The organism is Pseudomonas taiwanensis, from assembly GCF_013393345.1.
Lineage (GTDB): Bacteria > Pseudomonadota > Gammaproteobacteria > Pseudomonadales > Pseudomonadaceae > Metapseudomonas > Metapseudomonas resinovorans_C.
Genome location: NZ_QJRF01000075.1, coordinates 133,520 through 149,186, shown reverse-complemented (window position 1 = coordinate 149,186; position 15,667 = coordinate 133,520). Strand labels below are relative to the sequence as shown.

Below are 15,667 nucleotides of genomic sequence, written 5' to 3'. Positions count from 1 at the left end.
AGATTCGCCATGCTCTACATCCAGCGCGACGAAGAAGGAAGCCTGGTTCGCGTCGAAGCGGCTGCATTCGATGAGATGACCGGCAGCCTGCCGGCCGACGACCAGGAGATCCAGGCCTGGTACGCCAACCTGGCGATGCAAAGTAGCCTGCTGCAACTGAAACAGAGTGACCTGGACATGATCCGGGTACTCGACGACCTGATTACCGCGTTGATGGCCAAAGGCGTGATCCGCATCACCGACCTGCCACCGGCCGCACAATCCAAGCTGCTCAGCCGGAACCAGGCACGCGAAGCCCTTGGCGGCATTTCGCGGTTGATCGTCGAAGAAGATGACGAGATTGGCTCGGGGTTGATCTGAGCCGGCCCACGCTCCCTTGTGGGAGCGAATTCCCACAATCTCCGCGCAGCCCCGCCCGCGTAGGAGCGAGCTTGCTCGCGAAGCTCTTGCGTCCGTCCTTTCGCGAGCAAGCTCGCTCCTACAGAAAAGACGCTCCGTAGTGGGAGCGAAATCCCGCGACCTCCACGCAGCCCCACACTTGTAGGAGCGAGCAAGCTCGCGAAGCTCTGAGCTCGTCCTTTCGCGAGCAAGCTCGCTCCTACGGAAAAGCTAACGCCAGGGCGCCGGCGCACCAAACAGCTGGCCCTGCACGCCCTGAATACCCATCGCTCGCAGCACCTCCAGTTCCCCTTCGGTCTCCACGCGCTCGGCAATCAATGGCAGGTCGATGCTGTGCGCGGCGCGCTGCATGGCTTCGATGAACAGGCGCTTGTCGGCTTCCAGATCGATGGCGCGGATGTAGCTGCCGTCCACCTTCAGATAGGCCAGGCCCAGGCGAGCCAGGTTGCCGATCATGCTGAAGCGGCCACCGAAGTGCTGCAGGCTGAGGTTGAAGCCCAGTTCGCGCAGACGACGGGTGAGTTGCTCCAGTACGGCTTGTTCGGGCAGTTGATCCTCTTCCAGCTCCAGCACCAGACGCGGCCCCAGCTGGGCATGCTTGCGCATCAGTTCGAACGCCTTCTCCAGGGCCTGAGGCTCCCGCAGCAAGGCGGCGGAGAGGTTGAGCGCGAGGGTTTCGCCATGGCTGGCCATCTGTTGCAGCACCAGTTCCAGCATCAGCAGGTCGAGACGCGCCATCCAGCCGAAACGCTGCAGCCAGGGCAGGAACCGCCCGGCCGGGATGTTCTCGCCATGCTCGTCGCGCAGGCGCGACAGCACCTTGTAGTGCAGCACTCGCGCGCGGTCGCCGCTGTCCACCACCGGCTGGAAATAGAGTTGCAGCTGACGCTGGCTGAGGGCGCGATCCAGCAATTGATGCCAGGCGTGGCGTTCATCGCCGACGCTGGGTGCTTCGCCTTGGGTCAGCGTCGCCCAGGTTTGGTCGGTCTGGCTTTCCGCCTTGGCCAGGGCCTCGTCGGCCAGGCGCAGCAGATCAGGCAGGGCTTCACCCGGACTGAACGGCACCAGCCCCAAATGCGCCACGGGCAGTGCATCGGCCGCGCCCGTGGTCACCAGGTTGGCTAGCCCGGCATCTAGCCGCTGCGCCAGTTGCTCGGCCTCTTCCGCCACCAGGCCAGGCAGTAGCAAGGCGAAATCGCCGCCACGGCTGCGCGCCACCAGTTGACCGGCGCCCTGCCCCGCCGCCACCTGGGTCAGCAGCTCGGCCACCGCCAACAGCAACTGGTCGGTACGCTGGCCACCCAGGCGCTGGTTCAGCCCCGCCAGGTCATGCACCCGCAACAGGAAGAGATAACCCGCACTGGCGTGATCCTCGGCACTGAGGCGCGCCTGCAACTGCATCTCGAAGTAGCGCCGGTTGGCGAGACCGGTGAGACCGTCCCGATAGGCTTCGTCGCGCAGACGCTCGCTGCGGTCGGCCTGTTCCTGGAATAGGGCCTTGAGCTTCTCCACCATCTGGTTCATCGCCTGGACCACACGCCGCAGCTCAGGGGTGCGCGGCAGCTCCGGCAGGCTGAGGAACTCGCGCCGCGAAATGGCATGGGACTGTTCGACCATATAGTCCAGCGGTTTGAGCTGGCGACGCAGGAGGAAAGCCCCGAGTCCCGCACTGACCAGGCCGCATACCAGCAGCCAGCCGAGGCTGCCCAGTGCGCTTTGCCAGAGCCGGGACAGGGCGAACACTGGATGGCTCTGCACCTCCACCCGCGCGGCCTGCTGCCAGCCACGGCTGACGATGGCGTCACCACCCGCCGAGTGCAGGCCGATCAAATCGACGAACCATTGCGGCACCTGGGCGCCGACCGCATCGGGCACGCCGGTACGCTCCACCAGGACCTTGCCGCTTTCCAGGTCGACCACTCGAATGCTCTCGTAATAACCACTGTCGAAGATGGAACTGACCATCAGCTCGACCATCGCTGCGTCGTCGATGTGCGGCGTCAGCGACAGACCGAGGGCAGTCGCCGCATCCTGGGCGTGGGAGCGCAACTGGTTGACGTACTGCTCTCGCGAGCTCTCCAGGCCGACCATGAAGCTGCCGCTGAAGGCGACCACTAGGAACAGGCAGATGGCGATCAACAACTGTTTGAACAGAGACATCTCGACTCCTATCGGGCCGGTTCCACGGGGAAGCCTTCGGCCTTCATCTTCTTGAGCAATTCCTGCCAGCGCGACAGTCGCTTGGCGTCCCCTACCTGCTTGCCGCTTCCTTTACCCGCGAGCCAGAGGCCTTCGGCATTGAAGGCGTAGACCGGCAGCAGGTCGGTGCGTTGACTGGCGGGACGAATGATCCCCACCAGGTTGTCCAGCACCAGCGGCATGGCATCCGGGGATGCGTAATAGGTCAGCACCATGTGCGCCTGGTTCAGCCGCAGCGCCTTGACGTAGGTGATGCGCAGCTTCTCGCTGGGCACGCCGAGTTGACGCAAGCTGAAGTACTTGGCGATGGCGAAGTCTTCGCAGTCGCCGGCGCCAATGCGCAGGGCCTGCACCGGCGTCGCCCAGTAATCGGTTTCGCCCCAGAGTTCGCGGTCATCGCGAAAGCGCAGCTTCGCGTTGAAGAAGCGGTTCACCTCTTCCAGTTGCTTCTGCTCGTCGACGCCGGCAAGACGCCCGAGCATGGCCTGCCAGTCGTCTATACGTTGTTTGCCGGGACCGAGAAGGCCATAGAGGGATTCAGCACGCTGGCTGATCAGGGTGAAATCCCAGTCCGCCTGCAACGCTCCTGCCAGCAACGCCGGCAGCAACGCCGCGACCAGGGCCGGCATCCGCCATCCCCTGCGCGTACGCCAGGCCTGAACGCAACCTCGGAACATCCACCATCCCATCCAGGAGGCCATCGGGGCCCCATGAAACACGGCGCGAATGGTGCGGGCTGGACCTGAAAAAAACAATGGCATTCTGCCGCCATCTGGCAGCGCACTGGCACGTAGGTTGGGCCAAGCGCAGCGCGGCCCAACAGGGGAACGCCCAGCTGCACTCAGGTACGCAGCTGCGACGCCCTGATGTGTTGGGCTTCGCGTAGCTCAGCCACAACCTACGAAACGGGAGACGCTCTCAGCGCAGACCGCGCAGATGCAGGAAGCCGAACAGCAGCACCTGCAGCCGCTCCAGCCAGGGGAAGGGACGTGCCTTCAACTTGCGGTTGAACAGTGCCGCCTCGGCGATGTGGGCCAGCAGCACCAGGCCCGCCGCCAGCAGCAGCGGCCGGTGCAAGGGTTCGCCAAAGGGGTAGATGACATTGAGCAGCGCCACCAGCCAGAACATGGCCAGGGCGCCCTTGAGGAAGGATGACAGGTGCATGGTGCCTCCGAAGTGTGCGGACCAGGCGGGCAGTGTGCCCGCCTGGTGCCTTGCGGCTCTCCGCACTTTCGGTTGGAGCCGTCGCTCAACGTACGGTGAGCGCGATGGGCGCCTCCTCGAAGTCGAAGCAGCCGAGGAAGGTCTTGATGTCCAGCAGATTGCCGTCGACCTTCACGTCGCCCAGCATGGCGCCCTTGAGCAGGCTGTTCTGGCCACTGATGACGGTATCGAGGTAGGTCTTGTCGAAGGTCAGCTTGAGCGTGGTGCCCTCGGGAATACCCTTGTGCAACTCGGCGACGCCACGGCGTACTTCCAGAGCCCACTCCTCCTTGATGTCGGGGAAGACGAAGCCCAGGGTCAGGTTCACGTCGGCGCTCTTTTCCGGATCGATGCGCGTCACCCAGTTCTGCAGGAAGATGCGCGCCGGCAGGTTCTTCAGCATGTCGTCGGAAAGGAAGGCGTTACGCATGCCCTGGGACAGCTGCAGCGCGGCGTTACCGTCCAGCTTGCCTTCCAGCTCCATGGCGCTCATCAGGTACCAGTTGCGCCAGTTGATGTTCATGCTGGCGTAACCCAGGCGACGGAAGCTGCGCGCCTTGATCTCGCGGGCCAGTTGGTCGTCGTGATCGATGCGGATGGCGTAGCTCGCCAGTTCGGCGGCCCATTGATAGTCGCCCTTGAGGTACGCCTCGCCAGCGGCCATCAGGACCTTGTCGCGCCCACCCATCAGGGCCACCAGGCGCTTGGACTTCTCCACCGGCGGGATCGGGTCGAGGTCCACCGGATCGGCCTGGAACCAGCCGAGGTAGCCCTGGTAGATCTGCCGCACGCTGTGCTTCACGGTGCCGTAGTACTCGCGCAGGTAAGGGGTGTAGCCCGCCAGGTAGGACGGCAGCTTGACCTTCTCCACCAGCTCGTCGGGGGTCAGGCCCTTGTTCATCCAGCGCACGGTCTGGTCATGGACATAGGCGATGGCGTCGCGGGTCATGCGCAGCACCTCCTCCACCTTGTCCTTGCCGGACACCGGCTGGCCGTGCAACGGCACCATGAAGTCGGCCTGATAAGCACGCAACTTGTCGAGGCTGTTCACCCACACCACCGGATCGCGGAACTTGGTGCCACGGAGGGTATGGATGTTCGGCAGGGTCGGCCCCTGGGTCACCTCGGCGCTGATCAGCACGCGGTTCTGCGGCAGGAACAGGACGATTTCGTCCGGCGCTTCGCTGGGTACGTGAAGGAACTGCACCGGCAGGCCGGCGATGGTGGTGTCGAGCTTGTCCTTGAAGGTGATGGTGGGCGCGATGAAGGTGGACTTGCCCTCGTGTGCCAACGGGCCGAGACCGGCGTTCATGTCCTTCTTGTCGCTGTCCGGCAACGCCGCACCGAAGCTGTAGCCCGAGCGCATGCCGAGGATCGGACCAACCAGCGCGCCCTGGGTGACCACGTTCTCCAGCAGGGTTTCCTGGGCATAGATCTGCACTTCGCCGCTCTTCACCTGCTCTTCGCTGACGAAGCCCTTCACACCGTTGATGTGGTCCGGGTGGAAGTGGGTGTAGACGATGGCCTTGATCGGCTTGTCGCTGATCTTGCGGAACTCCGCGAGCACCTTGCGCGACTGCTCGGCCGACTCGCCGGTGTCGACGATGATGAGCCCTTCGGGGGCCTCGATCATCACACTGTTGGCAAGGTTCCAGCCCACCGCCGAATACACGTTGTCGGCGATCTTGTAGACCTTCTCGTTGAAGTGCTGGGTGTGCTCGGCCAGCTCGGCGTTGATGCTGGGCTGGATGGACTCTTCCGGCAGCGCGGCGTCGGCGCCCAGGGGCAGTGCGGCAGCCAGCAGCAGGCCGCTGAAACGGATGGAGTTGCGCATGGTTCGCTCGGGGATTGTTGTTATAGGCCGAGACAGGCTGGCAGGGGCCTGCTAATAATTCCAATGCATTCTTCTTCGACAATTGATGCATAACGCGCATGAACGACCTTCGCCAGCTTCGCCATTTCGTTGCCCTTGCCGAACACGGCCACTTCGCCCGAGCGGCAGAGGCGGTCAATCTCAGCCAGCCCGCCCTCAGTCGTAGCATCCAGGCCCTGGAGGCCAACCTGGGATGCAGCCTGTTGGACCGGGGGCCGAGGCAGATCAGCCTGACCGCCCACGGCCGCCTGGTGCTGGAACATGCCCGCAGACTGCTGGACGGCAGCCGGGCCTTGCAGAGCGCCGTGGCCCAACTGGAAAACCTCGACAGCGGCGAATTGCACCTGGGCGCGGGCCCCTACCCCGCCGCCCGCCTGGTGCCACGCGCCCTGGGACGCTTCGCCAGTCAGCACCCGGGTGTGCGGGTGCGGCTCCGCCTGGAAAACTGGCACAGCCTTCGCGAGCACCTACTGGACGACGCCATCGAGATGTTCGTCGCTGACATTCGCGAGTTCGAAGGCGATCCCCTGCTGGACATCATTCCCCTGCGCCGCCATCCCGGCACCCTGTTCTGCCGCCCCGGCCATCCACTGCTGGCGCAAGACCAGGTTCGACTGGCCGACCTGGCCGCCTATGCCTTGGCCGGCACGCAACTGCCGGTAGAAGTGGCGCGATCTATCGGCGAACTGGCCGGCAACGAAAAACCGCTGGGCATCGAGTGCGACAACTTCGTGGTGCTGAAAGCGGTAGTCGCCGAGAGCGACGTGATCAGCATGGCGCCCTGGGATGTGGTCGCCGAAGACGTGATGGCGGGTCGACTGGCCGTGCTGGAGCCGGTTGCCAGGACCAGGACCCTATCGGCCTACGGCGTGGTCAGTCATGCCGCGCGCAGCCTGTCTCCGGCTGCGCGGGCGATGCGGGAATTGTTGCAGGAAGAGGACAGTCGATTTCCTGCCGGCTAGCGCCGGTTCTCCATCGACCAGTTGCTGCGGTTGTTGTTGTACCGGTTGCTGTTGTGCGGCCGCGCTTCATACCCCGGCTGCACCCGGTACTGCTGGCGGTAGTTGTTCTGCCGATAGTGTTTTTGCGGATTGCTGGGCGGACGATAGCCCGGCTGCCGATCGTTGCGGCCCCATGTCTGTAGACGCGGGGTGTAGTCGTGTCGACGCTCCTGGAAGTTGTCCTGGGGCTGTTGGTAGTAACGCCGGTCGTTACGGTACTTGCGGTCGTCGTAATAGCGCTTGTCGTAACGGTGCTTGTCGGACTTGTAGTAGTCCTTGCGCCCGTCGTACTTGCGGCCGTCGTAGTTGCGACGGTCGTAATAGCGGCGCTCGTGGTAACGATCGTCGTAGCGCTGGTCGACCACCCGGTATGTCGTCCTTGGCGGGTCGTAGTAGTAACGGTGCGCACGGTAGTCGTCGTCGCCGTAATTGCGGCGACCGTAGTAGTCGTTGTCGTAGTCATAGACGGCACAGCCGCCCAGGGTCAGGGTCAGTACGGCAAGGAAGAATGATCGGTAGGACATGGGCGGCCTCCTTACGACCGCGAGGGGCGGCGCAGACAGATGTCGGCGACTGGGATTGCTCCCACTGCGTTGGACAACGGGTCCTACAGAACAGCCTTCACTGCCTGTCGGAAAAATCCTTTACCAGTTGTTGCCACGCACCAAGTTGACGCCACGCGCCCCATCTGCGGGCATCCCACCTTGCCCCGAACCACAGACCAACGCCCAAAAGCCCCGCGCCAGCTGCGTTGCACAATCTTGGCACGCCCTTCGCTTTGGCTAAGGCGTGCAGGAGCTACCCGGATGACCGGGTTCGCGGCACCACAATTTGCAATGGCTGGCTAGGGTTCCGGTCCGCGAAGGCGGATGACTGGTCCGAGAGCTGGCGACCTCCAGCGAGGTTACACGGCGGGACAAAAGCCCGGGAGAACGCGCCCCTTGATAGGGAAGTGCCGCGCAGCTCCGCCCGCCCTAAACCGAACTGGAGGTCCTCCATGCGCAAGTCCCGTCTGTTCGCCCTCGCCGTTGCCGGTCTCGCCGCCGCTCTCAGCTTCAACACGTCCGCCGCACAGAAAGACAGCTTCAACGTCTGCTGGACCATCTACGCCGGCTGGATGCCCTGGGAGTACGGTGCCACCAAAGGCATCGTCGACAAGTGGGCGAAGAAGTACGGCATCGAGATCCAGGTCACCCAGCTCAACGACTACGTCGAATCCATCAACCAGTACACCGCTGGCCAGTTCGACGGCTGCACCATGACCAACATGGATGCCCTGACCATCCCCGCCGCCGGTGGCGTGGACAGCACCGCGCTGATCGTCGGCGACTTCTCCAACGGCAACGATGGCGTGGTGGTCAAGGGCGAAGGCAAGACCCTGGCCGACCTCAAGGACATGCCGATCAACCTGGTGGAGCTGTCCGTCTCCCATTACCTGCTGGCCCGCGCCCTGGAGCGCGCCGACCTCTCCGAGAAAGACGTGCAGGTGGTGAACACCTCCGACGCCGACATCGCCGCCGCCTTCGATACCGCCGAAGTCCAGGCCGTGACCACCTGGAACCCGATGCTGGCCGACATCAAGGCCAAGCCCGCCACCAGCCTGGTGTTCGACTCCAGCAAGGTGCCCGGCGAGATCATGGACATGATGGTGGTGAACACCGAAACCCTGAAGGACAACCCTGCCCTGGGCAAGGCGCTGACCGGCGCCTGGTTCGAGATCGTCGCGTTGATGCAGGCCGGCAACGCCGACAGCGCCGCCGCCCTGGAACACATGGCCAAGGCTTCCGGCACTGACCTCGCTGGCTATCAGGCGCAGCTGGCCGCCACCCGCCTGTTCCACACCCCGGCCGATGCGCTGGCCTTCGTCACCAGCCCGAAGCTGCCGGCCACCATGGACAAGGTGGCCAGCTTCAGCTTCCACCACGGCCTGCTGGGCGAAGGTGCCAAGGATGCCAACGCCGTCGGCATGAGCTTCGCCAAGGGCGTGGTCACCGGCGACAAGGGCAACGTGAAACTGCGCTTCGACCCCACCTACGTGCAGATGGCCGCAGACGGCAAGCTCTGATCTGACCCGAACCGTAGGTTGGTCAGAGCGAAGCGAAGCCCAACACAACAATGTTGGGCCCCGCACCTCGGACCAACCTGCACGTCCACGCAACCGAGTACCTGCCATGCGCCTGATCAACCGCCAACCGGACCGCGCCGGACGCCTGATCCTGGTCCTGCTGCCCTTCGCCCTGCTGCTGTTCGCCTACTTCACCGGCTCGGCTGCGCGGCTGACGGAAAACCCCAACGACAAGCTGCTGCCCAGCGCGGCGCAGATGAGTGAGGCCGTCGAGCGACTGGCCTTCACCGAAGACAAGCGCAGCGGCGACTACCTGTTCTGGCAGGACTCCGCCTCCAGCCTGAAACGCCTGGCACTGGGCCTGTCCATCGCCGCGCTGCTGGGCCTGGCACTGGGCATCGCCGCCGGCACCCTGCCGCTGTTCGGCGCTCCCTTGTCGCCCCTGCTGACGGTGCTGTCGATGATCCCGCCGCTGGCGATCCTGCCGATCCTGTTCATCGTCTTCGGCCTGGGCGAGCTGTCCAAGGTGATGCTGATCGTCATCGGCGTCTCCCCCTGCATCGCCCGCGACCTGGAGCAGCGCGCGCGGGAAATCCCCCGTGAACTGCTGATCAAGGCGCAGACGCTCGGCGCCAACACCTGGACGCTGATCCTGCGGGTGGTGCTGCCGCAACTGATGCCGCGCCTGCTGATCTCCCTGCGCCTGGTGCTGGGCTCGGCCTGGCTGTTCCTGATCGCCGCCGAAGCCATCGCCTCCACCGATGGCCTGGGCTACCGCATCTTCCTGGTCCGCCGCTACCTGGCGATGGATGTGATCCTCCCCTACGTGGTGTGGATCACCCTGCTCGCCTGGCTGATGGACCTGGGCCTGCGCCAGCTCACCCGGCTGGCCTTCCCCTGGTACGAAGGAGCCAAGGCATGAGCTTCATCAGCGTCCGCAACGTCTGGCAGGAATATGGCGACCAGGTGGTGCTGGAGAACCTCGACCTGTCGGTGAACGAAGGCGAGTTCTGCACCCTGGTCGGCGCTTCTGGCTGCGGCAAATCCACCTTCCTGCGCATGCTGCTGGGCCAGGAATCGCCCAGCCGCGGCAGCATCCTGCTGGATGGCCAGCCGCTGGCGGCCGAACCCGACGCCAGCCGTGGCGTGGTGTTCCAGCGCTATTCGGTGTTCCCGCACCTGAGCGTGCTGGACAACGTCGCCCTCGGCCTGGAACTGCCCCGCTCGCCCCTCTTCGGCCGGTTGTTCGGGAGTGCAAAACGCGCCGCCCGCGAGGAAGCCGCCGCCATCCTCGCCAAGGTCGGCCTGGGCCATGCACAGGACAAGTACCCCAGCCAGCTTTCCGGCGGCATGCAACAACGCCTGGCCATCGCCCAGGCGCTGGTCATGAAACCCCGCGTACTGCTGCTGGACGAGCCCTTCGGCGCCCTCGACCCGGGCATCCGCAAGGACATGCACGAGTTGCTGCTCGGGCTCTGGCACGAAACCCGGCTGACCGTGTTCATGGTCACCCACGACCTCTCCGAAGGTTTCAGCCTGGGCACCCGCCTGCTGGTCTTCGACAAGGTGCGCCAGGACCCGCACGCGCCCAACGCCTTCGGCGCGCGCATCACCTACGACATTCCCCTGAACAGCGACCGCCGCGCCGCCCGCGCTGCCGTCGAGGCCCTGCCGGAGCGAGTCACCGCCGCCCTGCATCCGGCCATCGCCCACTGAATAGGAGCCTGCCCATGACCGCATCCCTGGCCCTGAGCCCAACCCTCTATGAAGAAACCGTCCCCGGCGGCGGCCACACCTCCTTCGTGCTGAAACGCGGCCAACAGCTGCGCATCACCGATATCGAAGGTGGCGCCAACGTCAGCCTGCTGCTGCTCAACGCACAGGAGAAGAGCGAGCGCCTGAACCTGCCCGACAGCCTGAAGTGCCAGCACACCGCCAAGCTCACCGCCGGCCACTGCCTCTACTCCGACATGGGCCGGGTGCTGGCCGCCATCACCGCCGATACCTGCGGCTGGCACGACAGCTTCGGCGGCGTGCTCAACGCGGATGAAGTGAAGGAAAAGTACGGCGCCGGACGCTACCAGGAACTGCGCAACGGCTTCTTCCGTAACGGCGTGGACAACCTGCTGGTGGAAATGGGCAAGTGGGACCTGAACCTCCAGGACCTGCTGATGTGCCTGAACCTGTTCAGCAAAGTCACCGTGGACAGCGACGGCTGCTTCCACTTCCAACCGGACAACTCCAAGGCCGGCGACTACCTCGAGCTCTATGCACCCATGGACACTCTGGTGGTGCTCACCGCCCTGCAGCACCCCATGGACCCCAATCCCGAATACGCCCCCAAGCCGGTGCAGCTCAGCTGGCAGCAGGTGCAAAGCGACGGCATCACCCTGCTCTGCCGCACCTCGCGCCCTGAAAACGGCCGCGGCTTCCACAACACCGAACGCCTGTATATCTGAGGGCCGCCCGCATGAACCTGACCCACAGCGACAAACATTCCGAAGCCGCCGTGTACCGCGCCGTGATCGCCGCTGGCGAGCCCTTCATGACCGAAGTGAAGGCCGGCCAGACCGTGCGCCTGCTGGACCTGGAAGGCAACCAGGCGGTGGACACCCTGTTCTACAGCGCCCACAACCCGCGTGAACGCTATGACGTGCAGCGCACCCTGCGCCGGCAGAACCGCGTCTACCTCAGCGCCGGCAGCGTGCTCTATTCCAACCTCGGCAACCCGATGCTCACCCTCACCGCTGACACCTGCGGCCGCCACGACACCCTCGGCGGCGCCTGCGCCCAGGAAAGCAACACCGTGCGCTACGCCCTGGACAAGCGCTACATGCACAGCTGCCGTGACAACTTCCTGCGCGCCAGCCTGCACGACGGCCGCCTGACCAAGCGCGACATCAGCGCCAACATCAACTTCTTCATGAACGTCCCGGTCACCCCGGACGGCGGCCTGACCTTCGAGGACGGCATCTCCGCCGCCGGCAAGTATGTCGAGCTCAAAGCGCACATGGACATCATCGTGCTGATCTCCAACTGCCCGCAGCTGAACAACCCCTGCAACGCCTACAACCCCACGCCCGCCGAGGTACTGGTATGGGACTGAAGCAGCTGCGTGCCTGGCTGTTCCTGTTGTGCCAAAGCCGGTCGGGGCAGTGCAGCCCCTCGCTGCGCGGATGCAACACCTACGGACAACACCGAAATTCCAGCCACGGACGACCGTGGTGCAGACGAATAAGGCGGGACGGCCCGTCATCCCTTTCGAGGGTTCTGCAATGTTCGAGAAACTCCTGATCGCCAACCGCGGCGCCATCGCCTGCCGCATCCTGCGTACCCTGCGCCAGCTCGACGTTCGCGGTGTGGCGGTGTATTCCGAAGCCGACGCCGCCAGCCTGCACATCCAGCAGGCGGACCAGGCCATCAGCCTGGGCGAAGGCCCGGCCGCCAGCACCTACCTGGTGGTGGACAAGATTCTCGCAGCCGCTCGCGACAGCGGTGCCCAGGCCATCCACCCCGGCTACGGTTTCCTCTCGGAGAACGCCGCCTTCGCCGAGGCTTGCGAAGCGGCCGGCATCGCCTTCGTCGGTCCAACGCCGGAACAGCTGCGGGTGTTCGGCCTGAAGCACACCGCACGTGCCCTGGCCAAGGCCAATGGCGTGCCCATGCTGGAAGGCACCGAACTGCTGGAAAACCTGGAAGCCGCCCTAGTTGCCGGCGAACAGGTGGGGTACCCGGTGATGCTGAAAAGCACCGCCGGCGGTGGCGGCATCGGCATGCGTGTGTGCCGTTCGGCCACAGAGCTGAGCGACGCCTTCGAGGCAGTGAAGCGCCTGGGGCAGAACAACTTCAGTGACTCCGGCGTGTTCATCGAGAAATACATCCAGCGGGCACGCCACCTGGAGGTGCAGGTATTCGGCGACGGCCGAGGCGAAGTCATCGCCCTTGGCGTGCGCGATTGCTCGGTACAGCGGCGTAACCAGAAGGTGCTGGAAGAAACCCCGGCACCCAACTTGCCCGCCGGCATGGCCGACGAACTCTGCGCCGCCGCCATCAAGCTCGCCAAGGCGGTCAACTACCGCAGCGCCGGTACCGTGGAATTCGTCTATGACAGCGAAGCGGAGCGCTTCTACTTCCTCGAAGTGAACACCCGCCTGCAGGTGGAGCACGGTGTCACCGAACAGGTCTGGGGCGTGGATCTGGTGCGCTGGATGATCGAACTGGCCGCCGGCACCCTTCCGCCCCTGGCCGAGCTGGCGGCAACGCTCACGCCGAGTGGCCATGCGATCCAGGCGCGGATCTATGCCGAAGACCCGGGCCGCGACTTCCAGCCCTGCCCCGGCCTGCTCACCGCTGTTGCCTTCCCCGAAGCAAATGGCCGGGACCTGCGCATCGACACCTGGGTGGAAGCCGGCTGCGAAATCCCACCCTACTTCGACCCGATGATCGCCAAGATCATCGCCTGGGCGCCGAACCGTGAGCAGGCCAGCAACACGCTGGATCGAGCCCTGGCCGACACAACCCTCTACGGCGTGGAGTCCAACCGTGGCTACCTGCGGCAGATCCTTGCTGACACACCGTTTGCCAGCGGCTCGCCCTGGACCCGTTGCCTGGAAGGCCTCACCTATAGCGCGAGCACCTTCGAAGTACTCGGCGCCGGCACCCAGACCACCGTGCAGGATTACCCCGGCCGACTCGGCTACTGGGCGGTGGGCGTGCCACCGTCCGGCCCTATGGACAGCCGCGCGCTGCGCCTGGGCAATCGCCTGCTGGGCAATGCCGAAGGTGAGGCCGGGCTGGAGATGACCATGAGCGGCCCGACCCTGCGCTTCAACACCGACGCCGTGGTGGCAGTCACCGGCGCGCAGATTCCGCTGACCCTCGACGGCCAGCCGCAACCGATGGACACCGCCTTGTTCGTACCGGCGGGCGCCACCCTTGCCCTCGGGACGATCGCTGGGGCCGGTGCGCGCAGCTATCTCTGCGTGCGTGGCGGCCTGCAAATGCCGGACTACCTCGGCAGCAAGAGCACCTTCACCCTCGGCCAGTTCGGCGGCCACGGTGGCCGCGCCCTGCGTGCGGGCGATGTCCTGCACCTCACCCCGCTCGTTGAGCGCAGTGCGGGCCAGGTGCTGGAGCCCGCCCTGCGCACCGACCTGCCGACCGTGCGCACCCTGCGGGTGATCTACGGCCCCCACGGCGCGCCGGAATACTTCACACCGACCTACATCGACACCTTCTTCGCCACTGACTGGGAAGTGCACTTCAACTCCAGCCGGACCGGCGTGCGTCTGATCGGACCGAAGCCGGAATGGGTGCGCGAAAGCGGCGGCGAAGCCGGGCTGCATCCTTCCAACATCCACGACAATCCTTATGCCATCGGCGCGGTGGACTTCACCGGCGACATGCCGGTGATCCTCGGCCCGGACGGCCCCAGCCTCGGCGGATTCGTCTGCCCGGTGACCATCATCGAAGCGGACCTCTGGCAACTGGGGCAGTTGAAGGCGGGGGACAAGGTGAGGTTCGTGGCGGTGAGCATTGGCGAGGCGCGTGAACTGGCAAGAACGCTGTTGTGTAGGAGCGAGCTTGCTCGCGAAAATCCCAGCGTCGAATTCGCGAGCAAGCTCGCTCCTACAGGTTCACCCGTTGTGCTCGACCTCGGCGACGCCGACAAACGCCTGGTGGCCCGTCTTTCCGGCGACACCCACCTGCTGCTGGAAATCGGCGCGCCGGAACTTGACCTGGTACTGCGCTTCCGCGCCCATGCACTGATGCAGGCGCTGGAGGCCGAAGCCCTGGACGGCGTGATCGACCTGACGCCAGGCATTCGCTCCCTGCAGGTCCACTACCAGCCGGAAACCCTGCCGCTGGAGGCGCTGCTGGATACCGTCGCCGGACTCTGGGATGGCGTCTGCGCAGCCGGCGACCTGAAGGTGCCGTCGCGCATCGTTCATCTGCCGCTCTCCTGGGATGACCCGGCCTGCCAGCTGGCCATCGAGAAGTACATGACCACGGTGCGCAAGGACGCGCCCTGGTGCCCGAGCAACCTGGAGTTCATCCGCCGCATCAACGACCTGCCGAACCTGGATGAAGTGCAGCGCACCGTGTTCGACGCCAGCTACCTGGTGATGGGGTTGGGCGATGTCTACCTCGGCGCGCCGGTGGCCACGCCGCTGGACCCGCGCCACCGCCTGGTGACCACCAAGTACAACCCGGCACGCACCTGGACCGCCGAGAACTCGGTGGGCATCGGCGGCGCCTACATGTGCGTCTATGGCATGGAAGGCCCCGGCGGCTACCAGTTCGTCGGCCGCACCCTGCAGATGTGGAATCGCTACCGCGAGGTGGAAGCCTTCGGCGGCAAACCCTGGTTGCTGCGCTTCTTCGACCAGATCCGTTTCTACCCGGTCAGTGCCGAAGAACTCACGCGCATCCGCCGTGACTTCCCGCTTGGCCGCTACCCACTGCGCATCGAAGAGAGCGAGTTGTGCCTGGCCGACTACCAGGCGTTCCTCGCCCGCGAGGCCGAGGGCATCGCCGCCTTCCGTAGCCAGCAGCAGGCCGCCTTCAATGCGGAAAGGGAACGCTGGATCGCCTCCGGGCAGGCCCACTTCGACAGCGAGGAAGTCTCCGTCGACCTGGGTGAAGACGCCCCGCTCGGCGTCGGCCAGCACGCAGTGGAAAGCCATATCGCCGGCAACCTCTGGCAGGTGCAGGTGGAAGAAGGCGCAAGCGTGAAGGCCGGGGACATCCTGGTGATCCTCGAATCCATGAAGATGGAAATCCCCCTCACCGCTCCCCGAGATGGCGTCGTGAAGGAAGTGCGCCTGCAGCCGGGTTCGCCGGTACGCGCCGGGCAGCGGGTGGTGGTGATGGAGGAGGCCTGTTAACCACAGGGCAATTGCATGCCCTTTGTGGGGGCGATTTCAA

13 protein-coding genes and 1 riboswitch are annotated in these 15,667 nt (G+C 65.0%); of the genes, 8 read left to right on the top strand and 5 right to left on the bottom strand.

All coding sequences use genetic code 11. The annotated features are described in order from the left end of the window. Positions 1-9 precede the first annotated feature (9 nt). Positions 10-360 carry a tryptophan synthase subunit beta gene (locus DM872_RS27255; protein ID WP_077523810.1) on the top strand — a complete coding sequence of 117 codons (351 nt, stop codon included), beginning with the start codon at positions 10-12 and terminating at the stop codon, positions 358-360. Positions 361-609: 249 nt separating this feature from the next. Here DM872_RS27255 and lapD read toward each other — a convergent pair whose 3' ends face one another. The 4 genes from lapD to DM872_RS27235 form a co-directional block, all read right to left on the bottom strand. Further along, positions 610-2,559 (bottom strand): cyclic di-GMP receptor LapD, encoded by a 1,950-nt coding sequence (gene lapD, locus DM872_RS27250; RefSeq protein WP_179062323.1) that lies wholly within the window; start codon positions 2,557-2,559, stop codon positions 610-612. Positions 2,560-2,567: 8 nt separating this feature from the next. Then, positions 2,568-3,227: a cysteine protease LapG gene (gene lapG, locus DM872_RS27245; RefSeq protein ID WP_306296701.1), complete on the bottom strand. Its 660-nt coding sequence runs from the start codon at positions 3,225-3,227 to the stop codon at positions 2,568-2,570. Positions 3,228-3,516: 289 nt separating this feature from the next. Next, positions 3,517-3,762: a DUF1145 domain-containing protein gene (locus DM872_RS27240; RefSeq protein ID WP_179062321.1), complete on the bottom strand. Its 246-nt coding sequence runs from the start codon at positions 3,760-3,762 to the stop codon at positions 3,517-3,519. An 85-nt stretch (positions 3,763-3,847) separates the two neighbouring features. After that, positions 3,848-5,635 carry an alkyl/aryl-sulfatase gene (locus tag DM872_RS27235; RefSeq protein ID WP_179062320.1) on the bottom strand — a complete coding sequence of 596 codons (1,788 nt, stop codon included), beginning with the start codon at positions 5,633-5,635 and terminating at the stop codon, positions 3,848-3,850. Positions 5,636-5,733: 98 nt separating this feature from the next. Here DM872_RS27235 and DM872_RS27230 point away from each other — a divergent pair, with 98 nt between their 5' ends. Further along, positions 5,734-6,636 carry a LysR family transcriptional regulator gene (locus DM872_RS27230; RefSeq protein ID WP_179062319.1) on the top strand — a complete coding sequence of 301 codons (903 nt, stop codon included), beginning with the start codon at positions 5,734-5,736 and terminating at the stop codon, positions 6,634-6,636. Here the strand turns inward: DM872_RS27230 and DM872_RS27225 are convergent. After that, positions 6,633-7,199 (bottom strand): hypothetical protein, encoded by a 567-nt coding sequence (locus DM872_RS27225; protein ID WP_179062318.1) that lies wholly within the window; start codon positions 7,197-7,199, stop codon positions 6,633-6,635. The two genes, DM872_RS27230 and DM872_RS27225, sit on opposite strands and share 4 nt — an antisense overlap. Before the next feature lie 309 nt (positions 7,200-7,508). After that, a riboswitch (guanidine-I (ykkC/yxkD leader) is annotated at positions 7,509-7,608 on the top strand. A 64-nt stretch (positions 7,609-7,672) separates the two neighbouring features. Here DM872_RS27225 and DM872_RS27220 point away from each other — a divergent pair. From DM872_RS27220 to uca, 6 genes are all read left to right on the top strand, one after another. Next, a complete protein-coding gene (locus tag DM872_RS27220; RefSeq protein WP_179062317.1) occupies positions 7,673-8,740 on the top strand; it encodes a putative urea ABC transporter substrate-binding protein in 1,068 nt (355 codons plus the stop codon). A gap of 106 nt (positions 8,741-8,846) precedes the next feature. After that, the gene (locus DM872_RS27215) at positions 8,847-9,662 is read left to right on the top strand and encodes an ABC transporter permease (RefSeq protein ID WP_179062316.1); all 816 of its coding nucleotides are present in this window, start codon (positions 8,847-8,849) and stop codon (positions 9,660-9,662) included. Beyond that, on the top strand, positions 9,659-10,456 hold the full coding sequence (locus tag DM872_RS27210; RefSeq protein WP_179062315.1) for an ABC transporter ATP-binding protein: 798 nt from the start codon (positions 9,659-9,661) through the stop codon (positions 10,454-10,456). The genes DM872_RS27215 and DM872_RS27210 overlap by 4 nt, the downstream gene beginning before the upstream one ends. A gap of 14 nt (positions 10,457-10,470) precedes the next feature. Further along, positions 10,471-11,199 (top strand): urea amidolyase associated protein UAAP1, encoded by a 729-nt coding sequence (locus DM872_RS27205; protein ID WP_179062314.1) that lies wholly within the window; start codon positions 10,471-10,473, stop codon positions 11,197-11,199. A gap of 11 nt (positions 11,200-11,210) precedes the next feature. Beyond that, on the top strand, positions 11,211-11,846 hold the full coding sequence (locus DM872_RS27200) for an urea amidolyase associated protein UAAP2 (protein ID WP_179062313.1): 636 nt from the start codon (positions 11,211-11,213) through the stop codon (positions 11,844-11,846). A 169-nt stretch (positions 11,847-12,015) separates the two neighbouring features. After that, positions 12,016-15,627, top strand: coding sequence for an urea carboxylase (uca, locus tag DM872_RS27195; RefSeq protein ID WP_179062312.1), 3,612 nt, complete (start codon positions 12,016-12,018; stop codon positions 15,625-15,627). The last annotated feature ends 40 nt before the right edge of the window (positions 15,628-15,667 follow it).

Excerpts from the sequence above, each read along its gene's own strand:
- DM872_RS27200 (WP_179062313.1), top strand. The coding sequence starts at position 11,211 with ATGAACCTGACCCACAGCGACAAACATTCCGAAGCCGCCGTGTACCGC.
- lapD (WP_179062323.1), bottom strand. The coding sequence starts at position 2,559 with ATGTCTCTGTTCAAACAGTTGTTGATCGCCATCTGCCTGTTCCTAGTG.
- DM872_RS27210 (WP_179062315.1), top strand. The coding sequence starts at position 9,659 with ATGAGCTTCATCAGCGTCCGCAACGTCTGGCAGGAATATGGCGACCAG.
- DM872_RS27215 (WP_179062316.1), top strand. The coding sequence starts at position 8,847 with ATGCGCCTGATCAACCGCCAACCGGACCGCGCCGGACGCCTGATCCTG.
- lapG (WP_306296701.1), bottom strand. The coding sequence starts at position 3,227 with ATGCCGGCCCTGGTCGCGGCGTTGCTGCCGGCGTTGCTGGCAGGAGCG.
- DM872_RS27235 (WP_179062320.1), bottom strand. The coding sequence starts at position 5,635 with ATGCGCAACTCCATCCGTTTCAGCGGCCTGCTGCTGGCTGCCGCACTG.
- DM872_RS27240 (WP_179062321.1), bottom strand. The coding sequence starts at position 3,762 with ATGCACCTGTCATCCTTCCTCAAGGGCGCCCTGGCCATGTTCTGGCTG.
- uca (WP_179062312.1), top strand. The coding sequence starts at position 12,016 with ATGTTCGAGAAACTCCTGATCGCCAACCGCGGCGCCATCGCCTGCCGC.
- DM872_RS27230 (WP_179062319.1), top strand. The coding sequence starts at position 5,734 with ATGAACGACCTTCGCCAGCTTCGCCATTTCGTTGCCCTTGCCGAACAC.
- DM872_RS27225 (WP_179062318.1), bottom strand. The coding sequence starts at position 7,199 with ATGTCCTACCGATCATTCTTCCTTGCCGTACTGACCCTGACCCTGGGC.
- DM872_RS27205 (WP_179062314.1), top strand. The coding sequence starts at position 10,471 with ATGACCGCATCCCTGGCCCTGAGCCCAACCCTCTATGAAGAAACCGTC.
- DM872_RS27255 (WP_077523810.1), top strand. The coding sequence starts at position 10 with ATGCTCTACATCCAGCGCGACGAAGAAGGAAGCCTGGTTCGCGTCGAA.
- DM872_RS27220 (WP_179062317.1), top strand. The coding sequence starts at position 7,673 with ATGCGCAAGTCCCGTCTGTTCGCCCTCGCCGTTGCCGGTCTCGCCGCC.